Origin of the sequence: Facklamia sp. P9177, from assembly GCF_050409585.1 — a bacterium.
GTDB lineage: Bacteria > Bacillota > Bacilli > Lactobacillales > Aerococcaceae > Facklamia.
This window is the reverse complement of the sequence record NZ_JBNUPE010000007.1, coordinates 1-18701: the sequence shown is the minus strand read 5'-3', so window position 1 is coordinate 18701 and position 18701 is coordinate 1. Positions and strand designations below refer to the sequence as shown.

At 36.6% G+C, this 18701-nt stretch carries 14 protein-coding genes and 1 pseudogene; all 15 read left to right on the top strand.

Annotated elements, in window-relative coordinates; genetic code table 11:
* Positions 1 to 13: 13 nt before the first annotated feature.
* The 15 genes and pseudogenes from ACQV18_RS05015 to rlmD all read left to right on the top strand — a co-directional run bounded on the left by ACQV18_RS05015 (position 14) and on the right by rlmD (position 18464).
* Positions 14 to 1399, top strand: a complete 1386-nt coding sequence (locus ACQV18_RS05015) for a L,D-transpeptidase family protein (protein WP_428884991.1) — start codon at positions 14 to 16, stop codon at positions 1397 to 1399.
* Positions 1400 to 1551: 152 nt separating this feature from the next.
* Positions 1552 to 2744, top strand: a pseudogene (locus ACQV18_RS05010) (peptidoglycan bridge formation glycyltransferase FemA/FemB family protein).
* A 133-nt stretch (positions 2745 to 2877) separates the two neighbouring features.
* Positions 2878 to 3783 carry a LysR family transcriptional regulator gene (locus ACQV18_RS05005; RefSeq protein ID WP_428873517.1) on the top strand — a complete coding sequence of 302 codons (906 nt, stop codon included), beginning with the start codon at positions 2878 to 2880 and terminating at the stop codon, positions 3781 to 3783.
* Positions 3784 to 4288: 505 nt separating this feature from the next.
* A complete protein-coding gene (locus ACQV18_RS05000; RefSeq protein WP_428873518.1) occupies positions 4289 to 5071 on the top strand; it encodes an enoyl-CoA hydratase/isomerase family protein in 783 nt (260 codons plus the stop codon).
* 15 nt (positions 5072 to 5086) lie between these two features.
* Positions 5087 to 6391: an acetyl-CoA hydrolase/transferase family protein gene (locus ACQV18_RS04995; RefSeq protein WP_428873519.1), complete on the top strand. Its 1305-nt coding sequence runs from the start codon at positions 5087 to 5089 to the stop codon at positions 6389 to 6391.
* 21 nt (positions 6392 to 6412) lie between these two features.
* Positions 6413 to 7618, top strand: coding sequence for an acyl-CoA dehydrogenase family protein (locus tag ACQV18_RS04990; RefSeq protein WP_428873520.1), 1206 nt, complete (start codon positions 6413 to 6415; stop codon positions 7616 to 7618).
* A 33-nt stretch (positions 7619 to 7651) separates the two neighbouring features.
* Positions 7652 to 8896 carry a thiolase family protein gene (locus ACQV18_RS04985; RefSeq protein ID WP_428873553.1) on the top strand — a complete coding sequence of 415 codons (1245 nt, stop codon included), beginning with the start codon at positions 7652 to 7654 and terminating at the stop codon, positions 8894 to 8896.
* A gap of 26 nt (positions 8897 to 8922) precedes the next feature.
* Positions 8923 to 9771 carry a 3-hydroxybutyryl-CoA dehydrogenase gene (locus ACQV18_RS04980; protein ID WP_428875026.1) on the top strand — a complete coding sequence of 283 codons (849 nt, stop codon included), beginning with the start codon at positions 8923 to 8925 and terminating at the stop codon, positions 9769 to 9771.
* A 130-nt stretch (positions 9772 to 9901) separates the two neighbouring features.
* Entirely contained in the window at positions 9902 to 10834 is a 933-nt protein-coding gene (locus tag ACQV18_RS04975) for an NAD(P)H-dependent flavin oxidoreductase (protein WP_428875027.1), read from the top strand.
* 399 nt (positions 10835 to 11233) lie between these two features.
* Positions 11234 to 11365 carry a hypothetical protein gene (locus ACQV18_RS04970; protein ID WP_428873523.1) on the top strand — a complete coding sequence of 44 codons (132 nt, stop codon included), beginning with the start codon at positions 11234 to 11236 and terminating at the stop codon, positions 11363 to 11365.
* A 397-nt stretch (positions 11366 to 11762) separates the two neighbouring features.
* Positions 11763 to 12713 carry a metal ABC transporter solute-binding protein, Zn/Mn family gene (locus tag ACQV18_RS04965; protein WP_428873525.1) on the top strand — a complete coding sequence of 317 codons (951 nt, stop codon included), beginning with the start codon at positions 11763 to 11765 and terminating at the stop codon, positions 12711 to 12713.
* A complete protein-coding gene (locus tag ACQV18_RS04960) occupies positions 12714 to 15959 on the top strand; it encodes a pneumococcal-type histidine triad protein (RefSeq protein WP_428892655.1) in 3246 nt (1081 codons plus the stop codon).
* 174 nt (positions 15960 to 16133) lie between these two features.
* Positions 16134 to 16316, top strand: coding sequence for a hypothetical protein (locus tag ACQV18_RS04955; RefSeq protein WP_428873527.1), 183 nt, complete (start codon positions 16134 to 16136; stop codon positions 16314 to 16316).
* A gap of 200 nt (positions 16317 to 16516) precedes the next feature.
* Positions 16517 to 16735 (top strand): hypothetical protein, encoded by a 219-nt coding sequence (locus ACQV18_RS04950; protein ID WP_428892654.1) that lies wholly within the window; start codon positions 16517 to 16519, stop codon positions 16733 to 16735.
* A 190-nt stretch (positions 16736 to 16925) separates the two neighbouring features.
* On the top strand, positions 16926 to 18464 hold the full coding sequence (rlmD, locus tag ACQV18_RS04945; protein ID WP_428892653.1) for a 23S rRNA (uracil(1939)-C(5))-methyltransferase RlmD: 1539 nt from the start codon (positions 16926 to 16928) through the stop codon (positions 18462 to 18464).
* The last annotated feature ends 237 nt before the right edge of the window (positions 18465 to 18701 follow it).

Below are 18701 nucleotides of genomic sequence, written 5' to 3'. Positions count from 1 at the left end.
GGGAGGTAATTTTGTGAAATTTTTAAAACGCTCACTGGTAACAATAATGATAGTAAGCCTAATCTTTGGTTTAGTATATGCAGGTGGAATCGGCTATTATTCTAATCGTTTTCAAGCAAATACTAAAGTGGGACAAATTGATGTAAGTAACTTGACACTCCCTCAAGCAGAGGAAAAAATAGAAAAATATGTACTAGATCAACAAATTGAATTTTTTGAAAATGATCGGTCAGTAGCAAGTATTAAAATGAAGGATTTACAGCCTCAAATTGACCAATCTGCTAAATTGGAAGAGCTTTATAATAATCAAAATCCAAATGCTTGGTTAAATTATTACTTTAAAGGTCAAAGTTTTGAAGACACCTCTTTAACTGACATAGAGATCGATTACCAAGTATTACAGGATAAATTAGAGGTCCAAGGTTTAGATAATAATAAGCGTTCCGCTTCACAAGATGCCTTTATCGACTATTCAGAAGCAGAAGGCTACCATGTTGTTGAAGAAAAACAGGGAACTCAGATTGATGAGGAAGCTTTAAAAAATGGTATGATGGCTCAGATTCAAGCGGGTAATTCTAACGTAGAATTAAATCAATATTACAAAAAGCCTACAATGACCAGTCAAGATAGCAAAATTGAAGAGTTTTTGGAACAAATTCAAGATGTTGTAGATACAGAGATAACTTTAGAGATTGATGGCAACGAAGAAGTCATTCCTAAGAAAGAAATTGAAAAGTGGCTGCATTTTGATGAGAACAATCAAATCGTTTTCGATGAAAATATGATTATGGAATTCTTAAAAACATACAATGATAAGTATTCATCTTACTTAAATCCTCGTTCCTTTAATTCTACTTTACGAGGTCAAGTTACAGTACAACCTGGTACTTTAGGATGGTCAATTGATCGACAAGCTGAAGCGAGTCAAATTGTAGAAGATTTGCAAAAAGGCGAGGACGTACGTCGCGATCCAGTAGTAGTAGGAAGCGGTTATGGAAGTGGTGGCGATGATATTGGTTCAACTTATGTTGAAGTAGACTTAGCTAACCAAACAATGTTTATCTATATTAATGGTCAACTTTTCACACAAACACCGATTGTTTCAGGAAAAGATGGGGCTGAAACAGTTCCAGGCGCTTATGCAATTTGGAGCAAGGAAAGAGATCGGTATTTAGAAGGATATGACTGGGTAAACGAAAAAGACTATAAAGTACATGTGGATTATTGGATGCCGTTTGATACTGTTGGTCAAGGTATTCATGATACTGCTAGTAGACCGGCCTATGGTGGAGATATCTATCGTTCTAATGGATCAATGGGATGTATCAATACTCCACCAGCAGTTATGCAACAAGTTTATAACGCTTTAGAAGTTGGTACGCCTGTCATTGTTTTCTAATTTATGCAATTTTTTTAAATACAAGCATCAGCATATGTGAACAATCACATATGCTGATGCTTGTTTTTTATTTTGAAGAAACTGCGGCAGGTTAAAAACTTAAAAATAGGCGAGTATAAACACTGACATTCTTAAATACCTTGGAGGTAGCCATGAAGATTATTGAAATTTCTTATGATGAACTTGCACATTTTTTAGCTAATAAAAGTGGCTTTTCTTTTTTACAAACAGCTCAAATGGCTAAAGTTTTAGTTGCTCGCGGTTTTCAGGAAAAACGTTTAGCTTTAGAAAATGCAGGAGTTATAAAAGCTGTGGGATTGGCTTATAGCCAAAAGGTCTTCGCCGGTAAAAGAATGGAATTAATGGCAGGGACTTTTGCAGCAGAAGAACAGTATGAATCACTTTTCTACCAGCATCTAAAGTTATATGCCAAACGCATGAAAATCACGGAGGTGATTGTTCAACCTAATCACAAGGATCATCTCTATAATAGTGAAGCAACAACCATTAAGGATTTAGAAGCAATACCAAGCTATTTTGATGAATTAGGTTATACTAGAGAAAAGTCAAATGTCTACAATATGCAAGGAATGCCGACTTTCCAATATTTAAAAGATTTAAGTGCTTTTACATCAGAAGATGAAAAATTGCTTTTAAAATCTTTTAATAAAAATAGTCAAAGAAAGATTAAAAAGGCTAAGCAGTTTGGTCTTTCGATACGAACAATGGACTATGAAGAAATGGAAGATTTCTGCAGAATAACTAGGGAAACCGTTCAAAGACAGGACTTTGAAGATAAATCACTAGATTATTATCAAGCAATGTATAAAAACTTTAAGGATCAAGTTGAGTTTTTAGTAGCTGAGATCAATCTTCCTAAAGCCATTGAAAAACTAAAAAGACAAATCAATGAATTAAACCCCAAAAAGTTCAAGATCAAGATCGAATCAAGTCATTAGAGAAAGATATAGAAATGGTTCAAGCCATTCAAGATGAAGAGAAAAAAGAGATTATTCCTTTAGCAAATATGTTAATGGTTTATTTAGAGCAAGAAGCAACTTATTTTCTGGGGGGATCGCTAGAATCTTATCGAAAGTTTTCAGCTCCATTTCTATTACAATATGAAGCCATGATGCGAACAATTAAAAAAGGGATTCCTTATTATAATTTTTATGGAATTGAGGGGGAATTTGATGGAAGTGATGGCGTTTTGCTTTTTAAACAAAATTTCAATGGTTTTATTCTTGAAAAAACGGGCGTTTTCTTCTATCGTCCGTTCCCGCTTTATTATAAATTGACTCACTCTTTAAAAAGAATAGTATTTGGCTTAATTTCAAAAAAATAATGCAAAATAGGATAAAAACCATCTGCAATAAACAGGAGGTTTTTGTGCAGAAAATAAAGCGTTTTCCTTTTAGAATATTGAATATCTGATATAATTGAAGAGAAATAATTAGAATCTGGAGAAAGGTAAAAGAATGGATATTAGACAACTAAAGTATTTCGTTGAAATTGTTCAGTCAGATTGCAATATGACTAGAGCAGCTAAGCACCTTTTTGTTAGCCAATCTGCACTTAGTCAAATAATTTCTTCATTTGAAGAAGCTCATAATTTAGACCTTTTTTATCGCGAAAGAGGTCGCTTGGTAGGACTGACGCCGATTGGTCATAAGTATTATAAGTATGCTTTGGAAATGATTGGTCTTCATGATCGAATGATGACGACCATTCACAATGAGTCGCGCAAGCTTAATAATGTGGTACGCATCGGTCTACCTTCTATTGTATTGAGAACTAGACTAACTAATGTCGTCTTAGATTTACGAAAAACTTATCCTGATGTAAACCTAGAAATTATTGAGGGCGGTTGTCAGTTCTTATATGAAAGGTTAGATGAAGGCGATGTGGATCTGGCTATTCTGATGGATCCCATTCGACGGACAGGGGAATTTCAAGACCAGGTTCTGATTCACGATAAATTTGTTGTCTTTATGGATCCTAACAATCCTTTAGCTAAGAAGAAAAAAGTGACCTGGGATGAAGTGAACCAAATGCCTATTGCCATTTTTAATGAATCATTTTCTACTAATCGTTTGGTAATGGATCAATTTGCTCAAAGACAGATGAAACCTGAAATTTTCGTTCACTCTTCTTCTTGGGAATACCTTATTGATCTTGTAAAAGGGAATGAAATAATTACGATTCTTCCTCTATCTACTTATCATTTAATGAATTCGGATCAAATAATTTATCGCGAATTCAAAAAAGATTTACCTTTTAATATCTATTTATCAAGAAAAAAATATGAAGCTTACCCGACCAGCCATAACTTACTTTATGACTGGATTAAAAACTATATAGACCAGCAAGTAATTAGTGGGTAAGAGTCAAATATCTTTCAAGCATATTTCTAAATTTTAGAAATATGCTTTTTTTTGTGCTGTCCACTCTTTTTTTAAATAATTTTTTAAATTTAACAAAACTGCTTTGAAAAAAATTAGGCAAAACTTTATTTAAATAGTTGGCGATTACACAAAGTATTTAATAGATAAAATTTAATACGAATTCATATTAAATCAAAAGCTATCGCACTTATGACCTATTTGTGAAAAATTTTTATAAAAAAACTGCTGAACTTGTGAAAAATAGTGGGAGAAATCACAATTAAAATCCTACCTGATTAGTAAATGTAATGGAATCGATTTCTTTTTCTAAGTTGCAAGCCTCTAAATGATTGCCTATACTCTATTTGTAAGCGCTTATCAAATTTTGTGTTGCATAATTTATGGAGTAAGTATTTAAATTTGATCGATCAAAGTCAATTTTGAGTTTGTGAATTATTTTTATCTAACAAGTTTTACTTTGTGATTTTGATTGAAGGAGAGAATAATGACTCAGTTAAAGACTTTAAGTTATACGGTTGATAAAGGCATAGCCAAGCTTGTCCTCAATCAACCCAAGAGCCTGAATGCTATTAATTCAGCAATGTTGGATGACCTAAATACCTTTATGGATGCAATGGAGCAGGACGAGAGTATTCGAGTAATTATCTTGACGGGTGAAGGTAAAGCCTTTATGGCCGGTGGAGATATTAAAGAAATGATGAAGATGGATGACCAAGTGGCTAAGAAATTCATTGAATATGGAAATTATACAATGAATCGCTTAGCAGGCCTTAAGCAAATAATGATTGGGGCTATTAATGGTTATGCCTTAGGTGGTGGTTTGGAACTCGCTTTAACTTGTGATTTAAGAATAGGAAGTTCTGAAAATACAATCGGTTTTCCTGAAGTCGGCTTAGGAATTATGCCAGGCTATGGAGGCACTCAAAGAGCTGTCCGTTTAATCGGCTTAGGTGCTACAAAACGATTAGTTTTCACTGGAGAATTGATAGATGGTAAAGAAGCTTATCGATTAGGTTTGATTGACTATTTAGTTCCTTCAGCAGACTTATTAGAAGAAGCTGATAAATTAGCTGACAAACTAATGCAGCAAGCCCCACTTGCTTTAAAAAAAGCCAAACTGGCTATTAATCGAGGTTCCCAATCAAGCTTACAAGAAGGACTCTTATTAGAAAATGAAATTGTGATTGGATTATTTAATAGTCAAGATCGTATCGAGGGTATGAATGCCTTTGTTGAAAAGCGAAAAGCTAATTTTAAAGCCAAATAAGTTAGGAGGAATAGTATGAGTCAATATCAAGCGATCTATGATGAAAAACGTCGTTCAGTTGAAGAGTTAGTCGCAATGATTGAACCGGGTGAAGGGATCGTTCTAGCAGCGGCTGGAAGTGAGCCATTATTGATTACCCAAGCTTTAAACAATGCTAAGCAACTTAAAGGGAATCGATTGTATCGGATGTTATCAATGTCACCGGTAGTTAATCTAGCTAAAGATCAATTAAAACAGTTTACTTTTTTCTTATCAGGCTTGGATCGTAAGGCTATGAGAAATACAGATGTCGATTTAATTCCTTCTCATTTCTCAGAAATACCCGCCATTATTAAACAAAGAGAACCAGAACCTGTAATGATTAGTCAAGCTTCACCAATGGATGAAGATGGATACTTTTCATTTGGCTTAACAGCTGCTTATACACCGTGCACGGTTGAGTTTGCAAAAAAAGTGTTTCTTGAAGTAAATGAAAATATGCCGCATACACATGGAGAGGGGATGAGAATTCATATCTCAGAAGTAACTGCTTTTGTAGAATCTTCTGAAGATGTTGTAGAATTACCGGATATCGAATTATCAGATAAGGACCGCAAAATTGGTGAGTATGTTGGGGACATTATTGAGGACGGTTCAACTATTCAAATCGGCTTTGGAACAATTCCAAATGCTGTTATGAATGCTTTAAGCCATAAGAAAAACTTAGGGATTCATACCGAAATGTTGCCATCATCAATAGTAGATCTTTATAACAATAAAGTTATTACTAATGAAGAGAAACCGGTCGGTAAACACCGTTTCTCAACAACTCTAGCTTTAGGAAATCGTCGCTTGTATGATTTTATTGATAATAATGAGGATGTCGAAATTCTTCCGGTTAACTTCATAAACAATATTGTTGAACTTGCAAAAATTGAAAACCTGGTCTCAGTCAATACAACTTTAGAAATTGACTTCTTGGGTCAATGTAACTCTGAACAATTAGAAGATTTCTACTATTCTGGTACCGGTGGTCAATCAGACTTTGCTGTGGGGGCAAGAATTGCTGCCAATGGTGTGGGAATTGTTTGTCTATATTCGACAGCTAAAGATGATACCATTTCTCGAATTGTTCCACATTTACATAGTGGTTCACCTGTTTCAACCTCAAAAAATGATATTGAAATTGTTGTTACAGAATATGGGGTAGCCCACCTTAAAGGTAAGAGTATTCAAGAAAGAGTACAAGCTTTAATTGAAGTGGCGCATCCGAAGTTCCGTGATGGTTTAAGAGAAGAAGCCATCAAGCTTGGTTATTTAGAAAATAAAAAATTAAAATAAAAGAAAAGGATTGATTTAAAAATGACTACAAAGATTGAAAAATTACAGTATTTATATCCAGAAGATATCTATGGTTACTCGCATGATCTTTCAGAAAATGAAGTAAACTTCCTAATGAAGCTGCGTGAAGTACTTGAAAAAGAACTTTATCCAGTTATTGATGAGCACTGGAAGAAAGAGCTTTTCCCGATGGAAGCTTTTAAGAAAATTACTGATTTAGGTTTGATGACTCATCCAACTCTTTTCGAGGGACGGGAAAATAAACGTAAAACTTCAGAAATTTTTAATCTTTTCCGTCTTTATGAATTAAACCGTATGGATTCTTCAATTGGTGCATTCACTATCGTCCACGGAGGACTTGCTTACTCAACTGTTTTAATCGGAGGATCTGAAGAACAAGTTAATTACTATGCACCTAAATTGGCCTCTTATGAATGGCATTCATGTTTCGGTTTAACTGAACCTCTTCACGGATCAGATATTGCCGGTGGTCTATCAACAACTGCTGAGAAACAAGGTAATAAATGGGTCTTAAACGGTGAGAAGAAATGGATTGGCGGGGCAGCAACTGCCGATGTTTTACCAATTTTTGCACGCGACGTTGAAGATGGTAAGATTAAATGTTTCATGGTAGCAGGCGGAACTAAAGGCTTAACAGTCGATAAGATTGATGGAAAGATTGCCTTAAGAATGGTCCAAAATGGACATATTAAATTAAATAATGTTGAAGTGGACGCTGAAGCGCGTTTAGAAAATATTAATGGCTTTAAAGATGTCGCTAAGATCTTATACACTACTCGTGCAGATGTGGCTCACTTAGCAACAGGTTTACATGCTGGAGCTTTAGCTAATACCTTGAAATACGTTAAAGAGCGTGAGCAATTCGGTAAGAAAATTTCTGAATTCCAACTAGTTCAAGAAAAACTAGCCAGAATGCAAGCAAACTGTGTGACTTCATTAGGACTATCTCACCGTTTAGCTGTTCTACAAGAAAAAGGTAAGTATGCAGAAGTTCAATCTTCACTCGCTAAAATGAATAACGCTTACCGTCTGCGTGAAACAGTAGCCCTAGGACGTGAGCTATTAGGTGGTAACGGTATTATTGTTGAACACGATGTGGCACGCTTCTTCGTGGATGCTGAAGCAGCGTATTCTTATGAAGGAACCCACGAAGTCAACTCATTAATTATCGGTCGTCACTTAACAGGTAAAGGGGCCTTTGTTTAGAAATACCAAGCTGAAGCAAGAGATAAGGAGCGAATTATGAAGAAAAATTTAGATGAAGTAGTTATTGTTGGGGCAGCCAGAACACCTGTAGGAGCCTTCTTGGGCGATTTAAAAACGGTTCGTGTTCAAGACTTGGGAACAACTGCTTTAAAAGAAGCAGCTAAAAGAGCAGGTGTCAGCCTAGAAGAAATTGAAGAAGTTATCTGTGGCCATGTGGTTGGTTCACCTACTTCAAGTAATATTGGTCGTGTAGTCGGCATTAATGCAGGTTTACCGATTGAATCTACTGGTTATACAGTCAACCGTTTGTGTGGTTCTGGTATCCAATCAGCTGTTTCAGCTGTACAGCTTTTACAAGCTTCTGAAAAGAAATATGTGGCGGCAGGGGGAGCAGAGTCCCTATCTAGAGCACCTTATTTCTTACCAGAAGAAGTGCGTTTCCAAGGATTTAAAACTGGTGATCAGCGATTAATTGATGCGAATACTATGATTCATACAGGGTCAGTCGGTGATGGGTACCCAGACTTGATTCATATGGGACAAACAGCAGAAACTTTAGCAAAGATGTATAAGATTTCGCGTGAAGAGCAAGATGAATTTGCTTTAAACAGTCAAGCCAAGGCCAAAAAAGCCATGGAATCAGGACGCCTCGCTCAAGAAATTGTGCCAGTTGAAATAACTGATCGTAAGGGAAATGTGACTGTGATTGATAAAGATAGTCACCCACGTCCGGATACTAGTATGGAAAAATTAGCTAAGCTAAGACCAGCCTTTGTTAAGGGTGGAAGCGTCACAGCCGGAAACTCTTCTGGACTAAATGATGGGGCAGCTTTCGAAATTTTTACGACTAAAGAAAATGCCGCGGCTAATAACTTAGAAATCATGGCTAAAGTAATGGATTATTCTGTTACTGGCTGTGAGCCAGATTTAATGGGGTTAGGACCAGTTAATTCGATTAAAGAAATTTTGGAGCGTAATGATTTTACTTTAGAAGATATCGATATTCTTGAGATTAACGAAGCTTTTGCAGCCCAAACTCTAGCCTGCTTGAAAGAATTGGGTAATGGCCCTGAAACAGAGCTATATGAACGCTTAAATCCAAACGGAGGGGCTGTTGCATTAGGACACCCATTAGGATGTACAGGCGCGCGAATGATTACAAGTATTTGTTATGAGTTCAAGAACCGTCCAGAAACACGTTATGCGATTGCATCAGCTTGTATCGGCGGTGGAATGGGAATATCTATCTTATTAGAAAACGGCTATTACAAGGATTAAGTCTAAAGAGATTAGGAGAAGTTTAAATGAAAATTCAAAAAACAATGGTCATTGGATCAGGTATTATGGGCAATGGTATTGCCCAAGTCCTTGCCCAGGCTGGTTATGAAGTTTACTTAAATGATATTAAAGAAGAATTTATTGATCGCGGATTAGAAAAGATTCATAAAAACTTGCAAAGAAATGTTGAAAAAGAAAGAATGACGGCTGAAGAAGTCGAAAGTATTAAAGGAAGAATCCATAAGTCTCTTTCTTATGATGATGCTAAAGATGTTCAACTAGTGATTGAAGCAGCCACTGAAAATCGTCAAATTAAATTGGAGATTTTTAAAGAGTTAGATAAAGTCACACCTGAGGAAGCTATTTTAGCCACTAATACTTCTTCTCTGTCACTAACAGATATTGCTTCAGTAACTAATAAGCCGGATAAAGTAGTTGGTATGCACTTCTTTAATCCAGTACCAGTTATGAAATTGGTTGAAATTGTGACAGCTTTACAAAGCAGCGAAGAGACGGTTCAAACCGTTCAAGAAGTGATCGATGCCTTTAATAAGACCATGATTATCGCAGATGACTCACCAGGATTTGCAGTTAACCGAATCTTAGTTCCAATGCTTAATGAGGCCATCTTTGTATTGGGTGAAGGAATTGCCAGCAAAGAGTCCATTGATACAGGGATGAAATTAGGAGCAGGTCATCCTATGGGCCCACTTCAATTATGTGATTTAATTGGTTTGGATACTTTATTATCAGTGATGACCGTTCTTTATAACGGATTCAATGATCCTAAATACCGTCCGGCACCATTGCTTAAACGAATGGTTGAAGCGGGATATTATGGTCAAAAATCTGGCAAAGGCTTTTATGACTATTAGGAATTGCTATAACTAAAAAGTTTACTTCTGTTAAACTAGAGCTAACAATTTGACCCCCTCATTTTGTCGGCTCTAGTTACTTTTATCTAACTAGTCACAAGGGGAGAGCCATAATTATGGAGGTGGAAATATGGATAGAATTTGCCAATTATTGGGGATTGAATACCCCATTATTCAAGGAGCAATGGCCAATGTGTCGCGCTATCAATTAGTAGGAGCGGTCTCTGAAGCAGGAGGCTTAGGTGTGATAGCATCTGGTGGTATGTCAGCTGATGAGTTAAGAAGACAGATTCAAGAAGTTAAAAAAATGACTCGTAAGCCCTTTGCGGTTAACTTAATGTTGCAAATGAAGAATATCGAGGAATTGGTTGAAGTAATTATTGAAGAAGGAGTACCGGTGGTTACCACTGGTGCAGGAACTCCTAAGAATTTTATATCAGCTTTGCATCAAGCTAATGTGAAAGTACTGCCAGTTATACCTAATGTTAAAATCGCTAAAAAAATGGAAGCGCTAGGTGTTGATGCAATTATAGCAGAAGGACAAGAAGCAGGAGGTCATATCGGACAAGTTTCAACCCTGCCTCTAGTTCGCCAAGTGATTCGTTCAGTTGATGTACCTATTGTGGCAGCCGGTGGTATTTTTGATGGTGCGGGTATGTTAGCTGTGGAAGCCTTAGGGGCTAGTGGAGTTCAGATGGGTTCTCTCTTTCTAAGTTCCAAAGAAAGCCCTATCAAAGAAGGGTTCAGGAACTTAGTTCTACAAGCCGACGAAACAACCACGGTGGTTACTGGACGTCGTCTAGGACATCCTGTTCGTGTGTTACCGAATAAAATGACTGAAAAATATATTCGTTTAGAATATGAAGGGGCTTCAGATGAAGACCTAATGAAATTAGCAGAAGGTGCTATGCGGCGTGCAGTTTATGAAGATGATGTCGAGGAAGGATCCCTTATGTGTGGTCAATCAATTGGCTTAATTACTGAGAGCCAGAATGTTGATGCGATTATTCAAAAATTAATGGAAGAATACCGCCAAGCACGCTTAAAGCTAATCAATCAATAAACATTTATAATAAGCTACTAAAAATCTCTAGACTTCTAGTAGCTTTTTAAGAGTTTTAAAAATAACAATAGTTGAGTAGATATCTTTAATGAAAACAGATTGAAAACGATTAATATCAGCATTCTTTGACAGGACTGCTAGAGTGTTTAAGTTAAGAATTTAAGTTAATAAGAATACTAGTATCACAACAAAAGTATGGAAGGGGTTATGACTTTAGAAATTAAACAAATTAGAGAAGACGCTATGACTTAATTAGTGGATTTAGTCCATGAGGCATGGTTCGAAGGGGTTTATAAAGCGAAGAAATTTGAAAAGACAGCATCTGCTATTTCCCTTAACAAAGCACTATAGAACAGCTCATTAGGATGCGTTGCCGTTCTTGGTGGATAAATTGTTGGTATGACTCTTTGTTTAACGAAAGAAGCAGATTCGACTTTTAGAATGTTCCAGTTAGACTTTATTGACAAATTGATCACCTTATCCAACCAAGCGCAACCGGATGAAGTCGAACGAGTGACTCGCGTATTCTAAAGTGAACGTCAAGCCTATAGACAATTAATTACCGAAGTCTTTGATTATTTTAAAGAACAGGACTTGGAAAATGTTTATTTAATCACCGATACGGATTGCAATTACCGTTTTTATGATTACCTCCATTTCGAGCTTATCAATGAGACACGTATTAAATTACCAACCAAAGAGGGCTTTAGATATCGGGATGAATTTATGTATGCCTATTCACTTTAAACAAAAATTTTAAGACAGCTTAATCCTTTAAGATTAGGCTTTTTTTATGCAAAAATTTAGAAAAATAAAAAAACACAAAAATTTTTGTTGACAGGAAAAAGGAAAGACGGTAATATTCATTTTGAAAATGATAATAATTACTATTTATCTTTAGGCAGATAAATTTAAAAAAGGAGATCGTATGAAGTATCAAGCAAAAACAAAAAAATGGTGGTTAGTTCTTTGTCTTATTATTGGCTCTTTAGTGAATATTTCTTCAATTCAATCTGTTAAAGCAGAAGAAGAAAGAAAAATAGTCACTTCTTTTTATCCAATGTATGCCTTAACCAAGGAAATCGTTGGCGATAAACACCCTGTTTTGATGATTAATTCAGCGAATGGTATTCATGGTTTTGAGCCTTCGGCTAATGATGTGGTGGCCATTTATGATGCTGATATCTTTGTTTATCACTCAGATATCTTAGAATCTTGGGCTCAAAAAATTAAGCACAATGTCGAAAAGCAAGAGAAATCTAATGTGATTATTATTGAAGCTTCGAATGGATTAGCTATGAAGAAAGTGCCGGGTCTAGAAAAACTAGAATTGATGGAGGGTAAAGATGAATCAACCCTTTATGATCCACATACCTGGTTAGATCCCATTGAAATAGGCGAAGAAGCAAAGTTGATTGCTCAAGCCTTAGGGGAAGTGGATAGAGATAATAAAGATTACTATTTGCAAAGAGCAGAAAGTATTGGAACGCAAGCTCAGGTTATAACGGATAAATACACCTCACTTTTTAAAAAGCTCAAGCAAAAGACTTTTGTCACTCAGCATACAGCCTTTTCTTATTTAGCCACACGCTTTGGCTTAACACAGTTGGGAATAGCAGGTGTGTCTGGACAAGAGCCCAGTGTGAAACAATTGCAAGAAGTGAAAAAGTTTGTGGAAAAATATCAAGTCAAAACCATTTTTACCGAGCCGAATATTTCAGATAAAGCTTCACAATTAATAGCCCAAGAGACTGGAGCTAAGGTAGAAGTCTTGGATCCCTTAGAAGCGGATCCCCATAATGATTTAAGTTTACTAGCTAATTTAGAAAATAATTTACAAAGACTGTTAAAAGTTTTGCAAGAAGAAGGAGAGAAATAAATGAAACCATCTAAAATACTCTTGTCATCCGCCGCTTTATTGACACTTTTAAGTTGGCATGAACCAATTAAATCAATCTACGCTCAAGATGATAAAGATTCATTCATTAATTATATTGAGGGTAGCGATGGAGAAAAGCCAAGTAATGTCTCAAGCACTGAAAACCGCACTATGGAAGAAATTTCAATGGAAGAAGGCATTGCGGGCGAGCAAATTATTGTCCAAATCAATAGGGAAGGTTATGTGACTTCTCACGGTGATCATTATCACTATTTCAATGGAGCAGTTCCTAGTGATGCTATTTTTTCAGAGGGAGTCTTAGCCCCTGAAGATTATCAATTTAATGAAGAGGATCTTGTTAGTCAAACGGATGAAGGGCAAATTATTTTAGTAGATGACCAATATTATCTTTATATAGAAAATCCAGATCAAGCTAAAAATCTTCGTTCTTTAGAAGAAGTGTTACTACAGTCATACAGTATGGATCCTGTCGATGCAAAGGCTATTTATGATTTGATGGAAGAATATGAACTTGGCGAAGAGGCTATTATTACTTATGAATTAGAACGCAGTCCTGAAGAAGTAGCAGATCAAAAAGGGATTGAAGGAGAGCATGTTGTTGTCTATTTAACCGAAGAAGAGTTTGTAACCAATCACGCTTTTGATTTACATGTTTTCTATGGTGACCTTGATCCAGAGGCTGTTTTCTCTGAAAGACTCCTAACACCTGAAGATTATCAATTGGACCAAGAAGATGTGGTCGCAGAAATTAAGAATGGATACATTGTAAAGCTAGAAGATCAGTACCAAGTTTACATAGCTCCTGAAGATCGGGCCCAAGCTGATAATATCCGAACTTTCCAAGATATTGAAGCTCAAGTAACCAGCAGTCAAAAGGTCTTTAAACAAGCAGGTGGAGTGCGTAAAGATGTAGCTAACACCATAGCAGCTGGTGAAGTGGGTGGATCAGGTAACCGCAATTCTAGTGGAGCTTACGTAACGGATGATGGATATATCTTTAACCCTTATGACGTTATAAAAGATTTAGGCAATGGCTTTATTGTTCCCCATGGTGACCACTTCCACTTTATTCCAAAGTCAGATTTAACGCCTCAAGAAATAATGATTGCAAACGCTGTTCTATCAGGTGGAAAAATTTCACAAGGCAACAGTAAAACAGCTGATAAAGGAATGGTTGATCAGATCATTCATGACAAAGCTGTTAATCATAAAGGTCCTTACACAACGGATGATGGTTATGTCTTTTCAGTGGGATCCATTACTAAGGTAACGGATACAGGTTTAATTGCTGCTCATGGTAGTCACTTCCATTTTGTTCCTTTTGCTCACTTAAACAAAGGAGAATTAGCCCAAACACAAGCTTATATTCAAAAGAAATTCGGAATTAAACGTAATTTATTGGCTGAATTTGGTTTAGCTAAAGAAGACAACAAAGTTGATCAGCCAAGTAATAAAAAACCTTCTCAAAACCTTGATAAGATAGCTGATAAGCCAACTGAAAATGATCAAGGTAATAAAAACCAAACAAATTCAGAATATCAGCGCCTATTAGCCAAACTCTATGCTTTGCCAATCAACCAACGTCATACTGAATCTGATGGTTTGGTCTTTGACCCGGAACTCGTAACAGATGAGATTGAGGGAGACTTCGTCTTACCTCATGGTGACCACTTCCATGTTATTCCACGTTCAAGTCTATCAGATTTAGAAATTAAATTAGCAGAAATGAAATTAGGCAAACGTCCATCAGTCGCTGTGAAGCCAAAAGACCCACAAGTTGATAAAGCAGATAATGAAAAACCAGCTGAATTAGACCAAGCAAGTCAATCTGAAAAGCCTAGCCAACCAGATCAACCAAAAGCAGATGGAAAAGTTGATTTCTTAGCTCAAAATTATAAGAAGTCAGCTAAGGGTAAGGACGGTAAAACATATACAACGGATGATGGCTATGTTTTCACACCAGAAAGTATTTTGAACTACTCTAAAAAGGGGCTTACAGCTGAGCATGAAGGACACACTCACTTTATTCCTTTTGGTGATTTAGACGACAGTGAATTGAAAGCAGCTGCTGACTTTATCAATCAGCGAAACATTAATGCAGCAGAAGAAAGTAAATATACAGCAGAAGAAATTGCAGCCAAGTTGGCCTATATTTCTTTGGAAAATGGTGTAGCCATTGAAGATCTGGAAGTCAACGGTAACGAAGTGATTATTCCGCACGGTAATCATTCACATACAGCGAATATGGATAAAATTCCAACAGAATTAAAGCAGTCTAACTTCACATCGGAAGAAGACTATCAAACTCAATTGATTACGCTTAAAATGAGTGAAGTATCGCGTAATAAGTATTACATTGATGTTTGGCGTAAAGATGCTACCATTTATGCTTTAACGAAGTTCTATAAAGTAGTAGAGATACCATTAGATGACATAGAATTACCAATTAAATATGATCAAGTCTCATTAAAAGATGTAAAAACAATAGAAGATCCACTTTTTGAAAAGAAAGTCTATGTCGCTCAGCGCTATAAAGTTAAGCCATCTGATATGTTTATCTTTAATGGTCGTATCAAAGTTGGTGATCTTAATTTAGTGATCGATGAGATTGACGTAACAGAAGCCTATGAAACAGATTCAAATGATTTGCCAGAAACTAAAGAAAATGTTGAAGGAGAAAAGGATGAAGTGGTTGAAGAAACTCCTTCTAATAAAGGAGTTAGCCATCAAGCGGTCATTGAATATATTAAAAACTACTATGGTAAGGCTGCTAAGTCCGTTAAGTACGGAAAAGGTTTTGGATATATAGTGACGCCAGCTTCTGGAGAAGAGAATGTATTAATTATAGAGTCTGAAGCAAGAGCAGCGATGGAAAATAAAGAGGCATTGCCAGAACTTGCTAGTCAGAAGGATGGCGTAGATTCAGAAAATGAAGTTTCTTCACTAGATGAAACTACCAAAGAAATTCCGATGGAACAATTGAAAAATTTTGTAGGTAATTACTATGGGGTAAACCCATCAAGTATTCAAATATTTTCAGGCATGGTAATCGTTCCAAATCCTAATCCAGATTATGCCAACCTTAATCTTACGATTAAACAAGTAAAGCTTGCTTATATTATGAATGGTGAATTACCTGCTATGCCACAAGTTGCTCCTTTTGCAAAAGAAGAGATTGGAGAACGAAATGATTCTAATTTAGATGATGCAGAAATAGGCAAATAATCAAAATTATAACAAAGTTGTGTTAAGAGTCCTTGTTAATGATCAAAGGACTCTTAATTTTTATTTAGGGAAATTAAATATCAAAATTTATGTCATACAAATAAATTTGATAGACAAGAAAGTAGGCATATTTTATAATCGAAATAAATTTTTTGATTATAAGGAGCAAAAGCTATGGCTAAGAAATATCAGTGCTCTTATTGCGGGAAAGAGTTTTCCAAGTCTAAAATTGACTGGGAAGGTTCAGAACCTGAGTTTGAAGAATATTACTGCAAAAAATGCAGCGAATCTCTTATACAAGCGAGTATCAATGCGATGGATCCCAATAGCAACGGCTATGAGGAAGACGGATTTTAGGAAGAGGAAAGGTTAGGTTTTTAAATTTAATTATTAAAGCATTTCATTTAAATAGAAAATAAGACTTCTATCGATAGGAGTCTTATTTTAATTGTCTACTACAAGACTTAGAAGTAGCCAAGGAATGTCTATTCATTCATGATATAATATAGGAACAATCTTAAAAACTTAGCTTAAAGTAGTAAGAAAAGAGGTATTTAATGAAGCGCTTTATTGAAATTGATGAACTTAGCCAGTATCCAAAAGCTTTTTTTATAAATGTAACACTGGGAAATGATCAAGCCAGTGGCGATGACCACTATTTAGGACTTGAGGAGCCACTATATGATGAGGCGAGTCACATTCCGCATGCCAAGTCATATTATTACGAATTGGTGTACGATGATAAGGGGTATATGAGGTCCCAGAAAAGTTTATAAGCTCATTTCAAAGACCTTAAAGACAAAGAGCTCATGGTGTCTTGAGGATTGGGCGTAACCGCTTGTAGCAATTTATTAGCCTTAGATGAAATAGGCATTGAAGGAAAGTTATACACTGGTTCTTATTCGCAATGGTTGAAGAAAAAGCAGAAAGCTGTTAAAGGAAATGATGAGTAGAAAGAGTGAGTGAATGAAAAAAGAAATATTTCCGACTGAAGTATTGGAAGTTGAAATTACTGAGTTAGACCATAAAGGAAATGGCTATGCCCGTTATGTCCATGCGCCAGACCGTGGGTCGAATGGAAAGGGCTTGAAATTATTTATACCCAATGCCGTTCCAGGGGATAGAGTTCGGGTGACGGTACCTAATGCCAAGGGCAGAAAGCGAGCAGTCGTACCGTTTGATGCATTATTAGCAGCCAGTCCTGATCGTAATCTTAATATTCCGCTCAAAGACGCCAATGCCGGGGGAACGCCATTAATTTCCATGACCTATCCAGCTCAGTTAGCTTATAAAACCCAAGAAGTAAAGGACCATTTAGCAAGCCAAGGATTCGATCCGGCTTGTGTTCGACCCATTATTGGGATGGATGATCCCACCCGTTATCGTAATAAAATGGAGTTAAGCTTCGGAGCTGAAGGGGCTATCGGTATGCATGAACAAGGTAACTTCACCAAAATCATCGATATGAAAGATTCGGTGCTTGCTCCTAAACTATTTGTCCGGGTAAAAGAAGTAGTCGCCGACTGGCAAAAAGATTATCAATTATCCTATTATGACAAACAGACTCAAAAAGGTCTTTTGAGAAATCTCTTATTGCGTCAATCCTTTGTCACCGGGGAGTTGATGGTAGTGATTTATGCCACTGAAGCACCTAGTCAAATGCAAGAGGCAGTGGATGATTTGAGTCAGCGGCTAAGCAAACGCTTCGATCAATTAGTTAGTTTACAATGGATTCTACACAAGGAAGCGACGGAACGGATTCAAGCCGACGAAACGTTTATTCTTCATGGGCGCGATTATATTAATGACGAATTAAATGGCTTTCGCTATCGGATCTGGCCGGAGACCTTTTTCCAAGCCAATCCTGTCCAAGCGGAGAAATTGGTACAACTAGCCTTGGAATTCGCCCAGGTCAATGATCAAATGCGCGTCTTAGATCTTTTCTGCGGGGTGGGAACTTTTAGTTTGCCCCTAGCTGAAAAGGCTAAAGACTTAGCCGGTATTGAGATTGTTGACCAGTCGATTCAATCAGCTATTCGCAATGCGATTGATAACGGCTTAGACAATACCTTCTTTATGACCAGTGATGCGAGAAATGGCTTGAAGCGCTTGGAAACCGAGTGGGGACGACCTGACTTATTACTATTAGACCCTCCTCGTTCTGGGGCCGGTGGAAAAGTCATGCGTGCGATTGGAAGATTTGGTACGGATAAAATTGTTTATGTTTCTTGTTTCCCTAAAAGTTTAGCAGAGGATTTGGTTTGGTTACGTGACTTTGGTTATGAATTGGTCTCTGTTCAGCCGGTGGATCAATTTCCGCATACAACGCATGTGGAGACGGTAGCGTTATTGTCCAAACTAGATATCGACCAATGTATTAAAGTGAAATTAGATATGGACGAGTTAGATGTAACAGCATCTGAAAGCAAGGCTACTTATGAAGAAATTAAAGAATATGTTATGAAGAAACACGGCATGAAAGTATCTAATCGTTATATATCGTAAGTAAAGAAGAAATGTGGACTTGAAGTTGGTAAAAATTATAATGTTTCAAAGAAGGAAAATCCTATAGCACCTAATTGTCCACCTGAAAAAGAAGAGGCAATTAAGGAGGCTTTAAAACATTTTAAGATGATTTAAATTGGAGTATCTCGTAAAGCCCCATTGAGCTAGCAGTCAAGGGGGCTTTTTCTTGTGTGCCCAGCATGGGCACAATCTAATGGGTGAAAGTCCCTAGTCTGC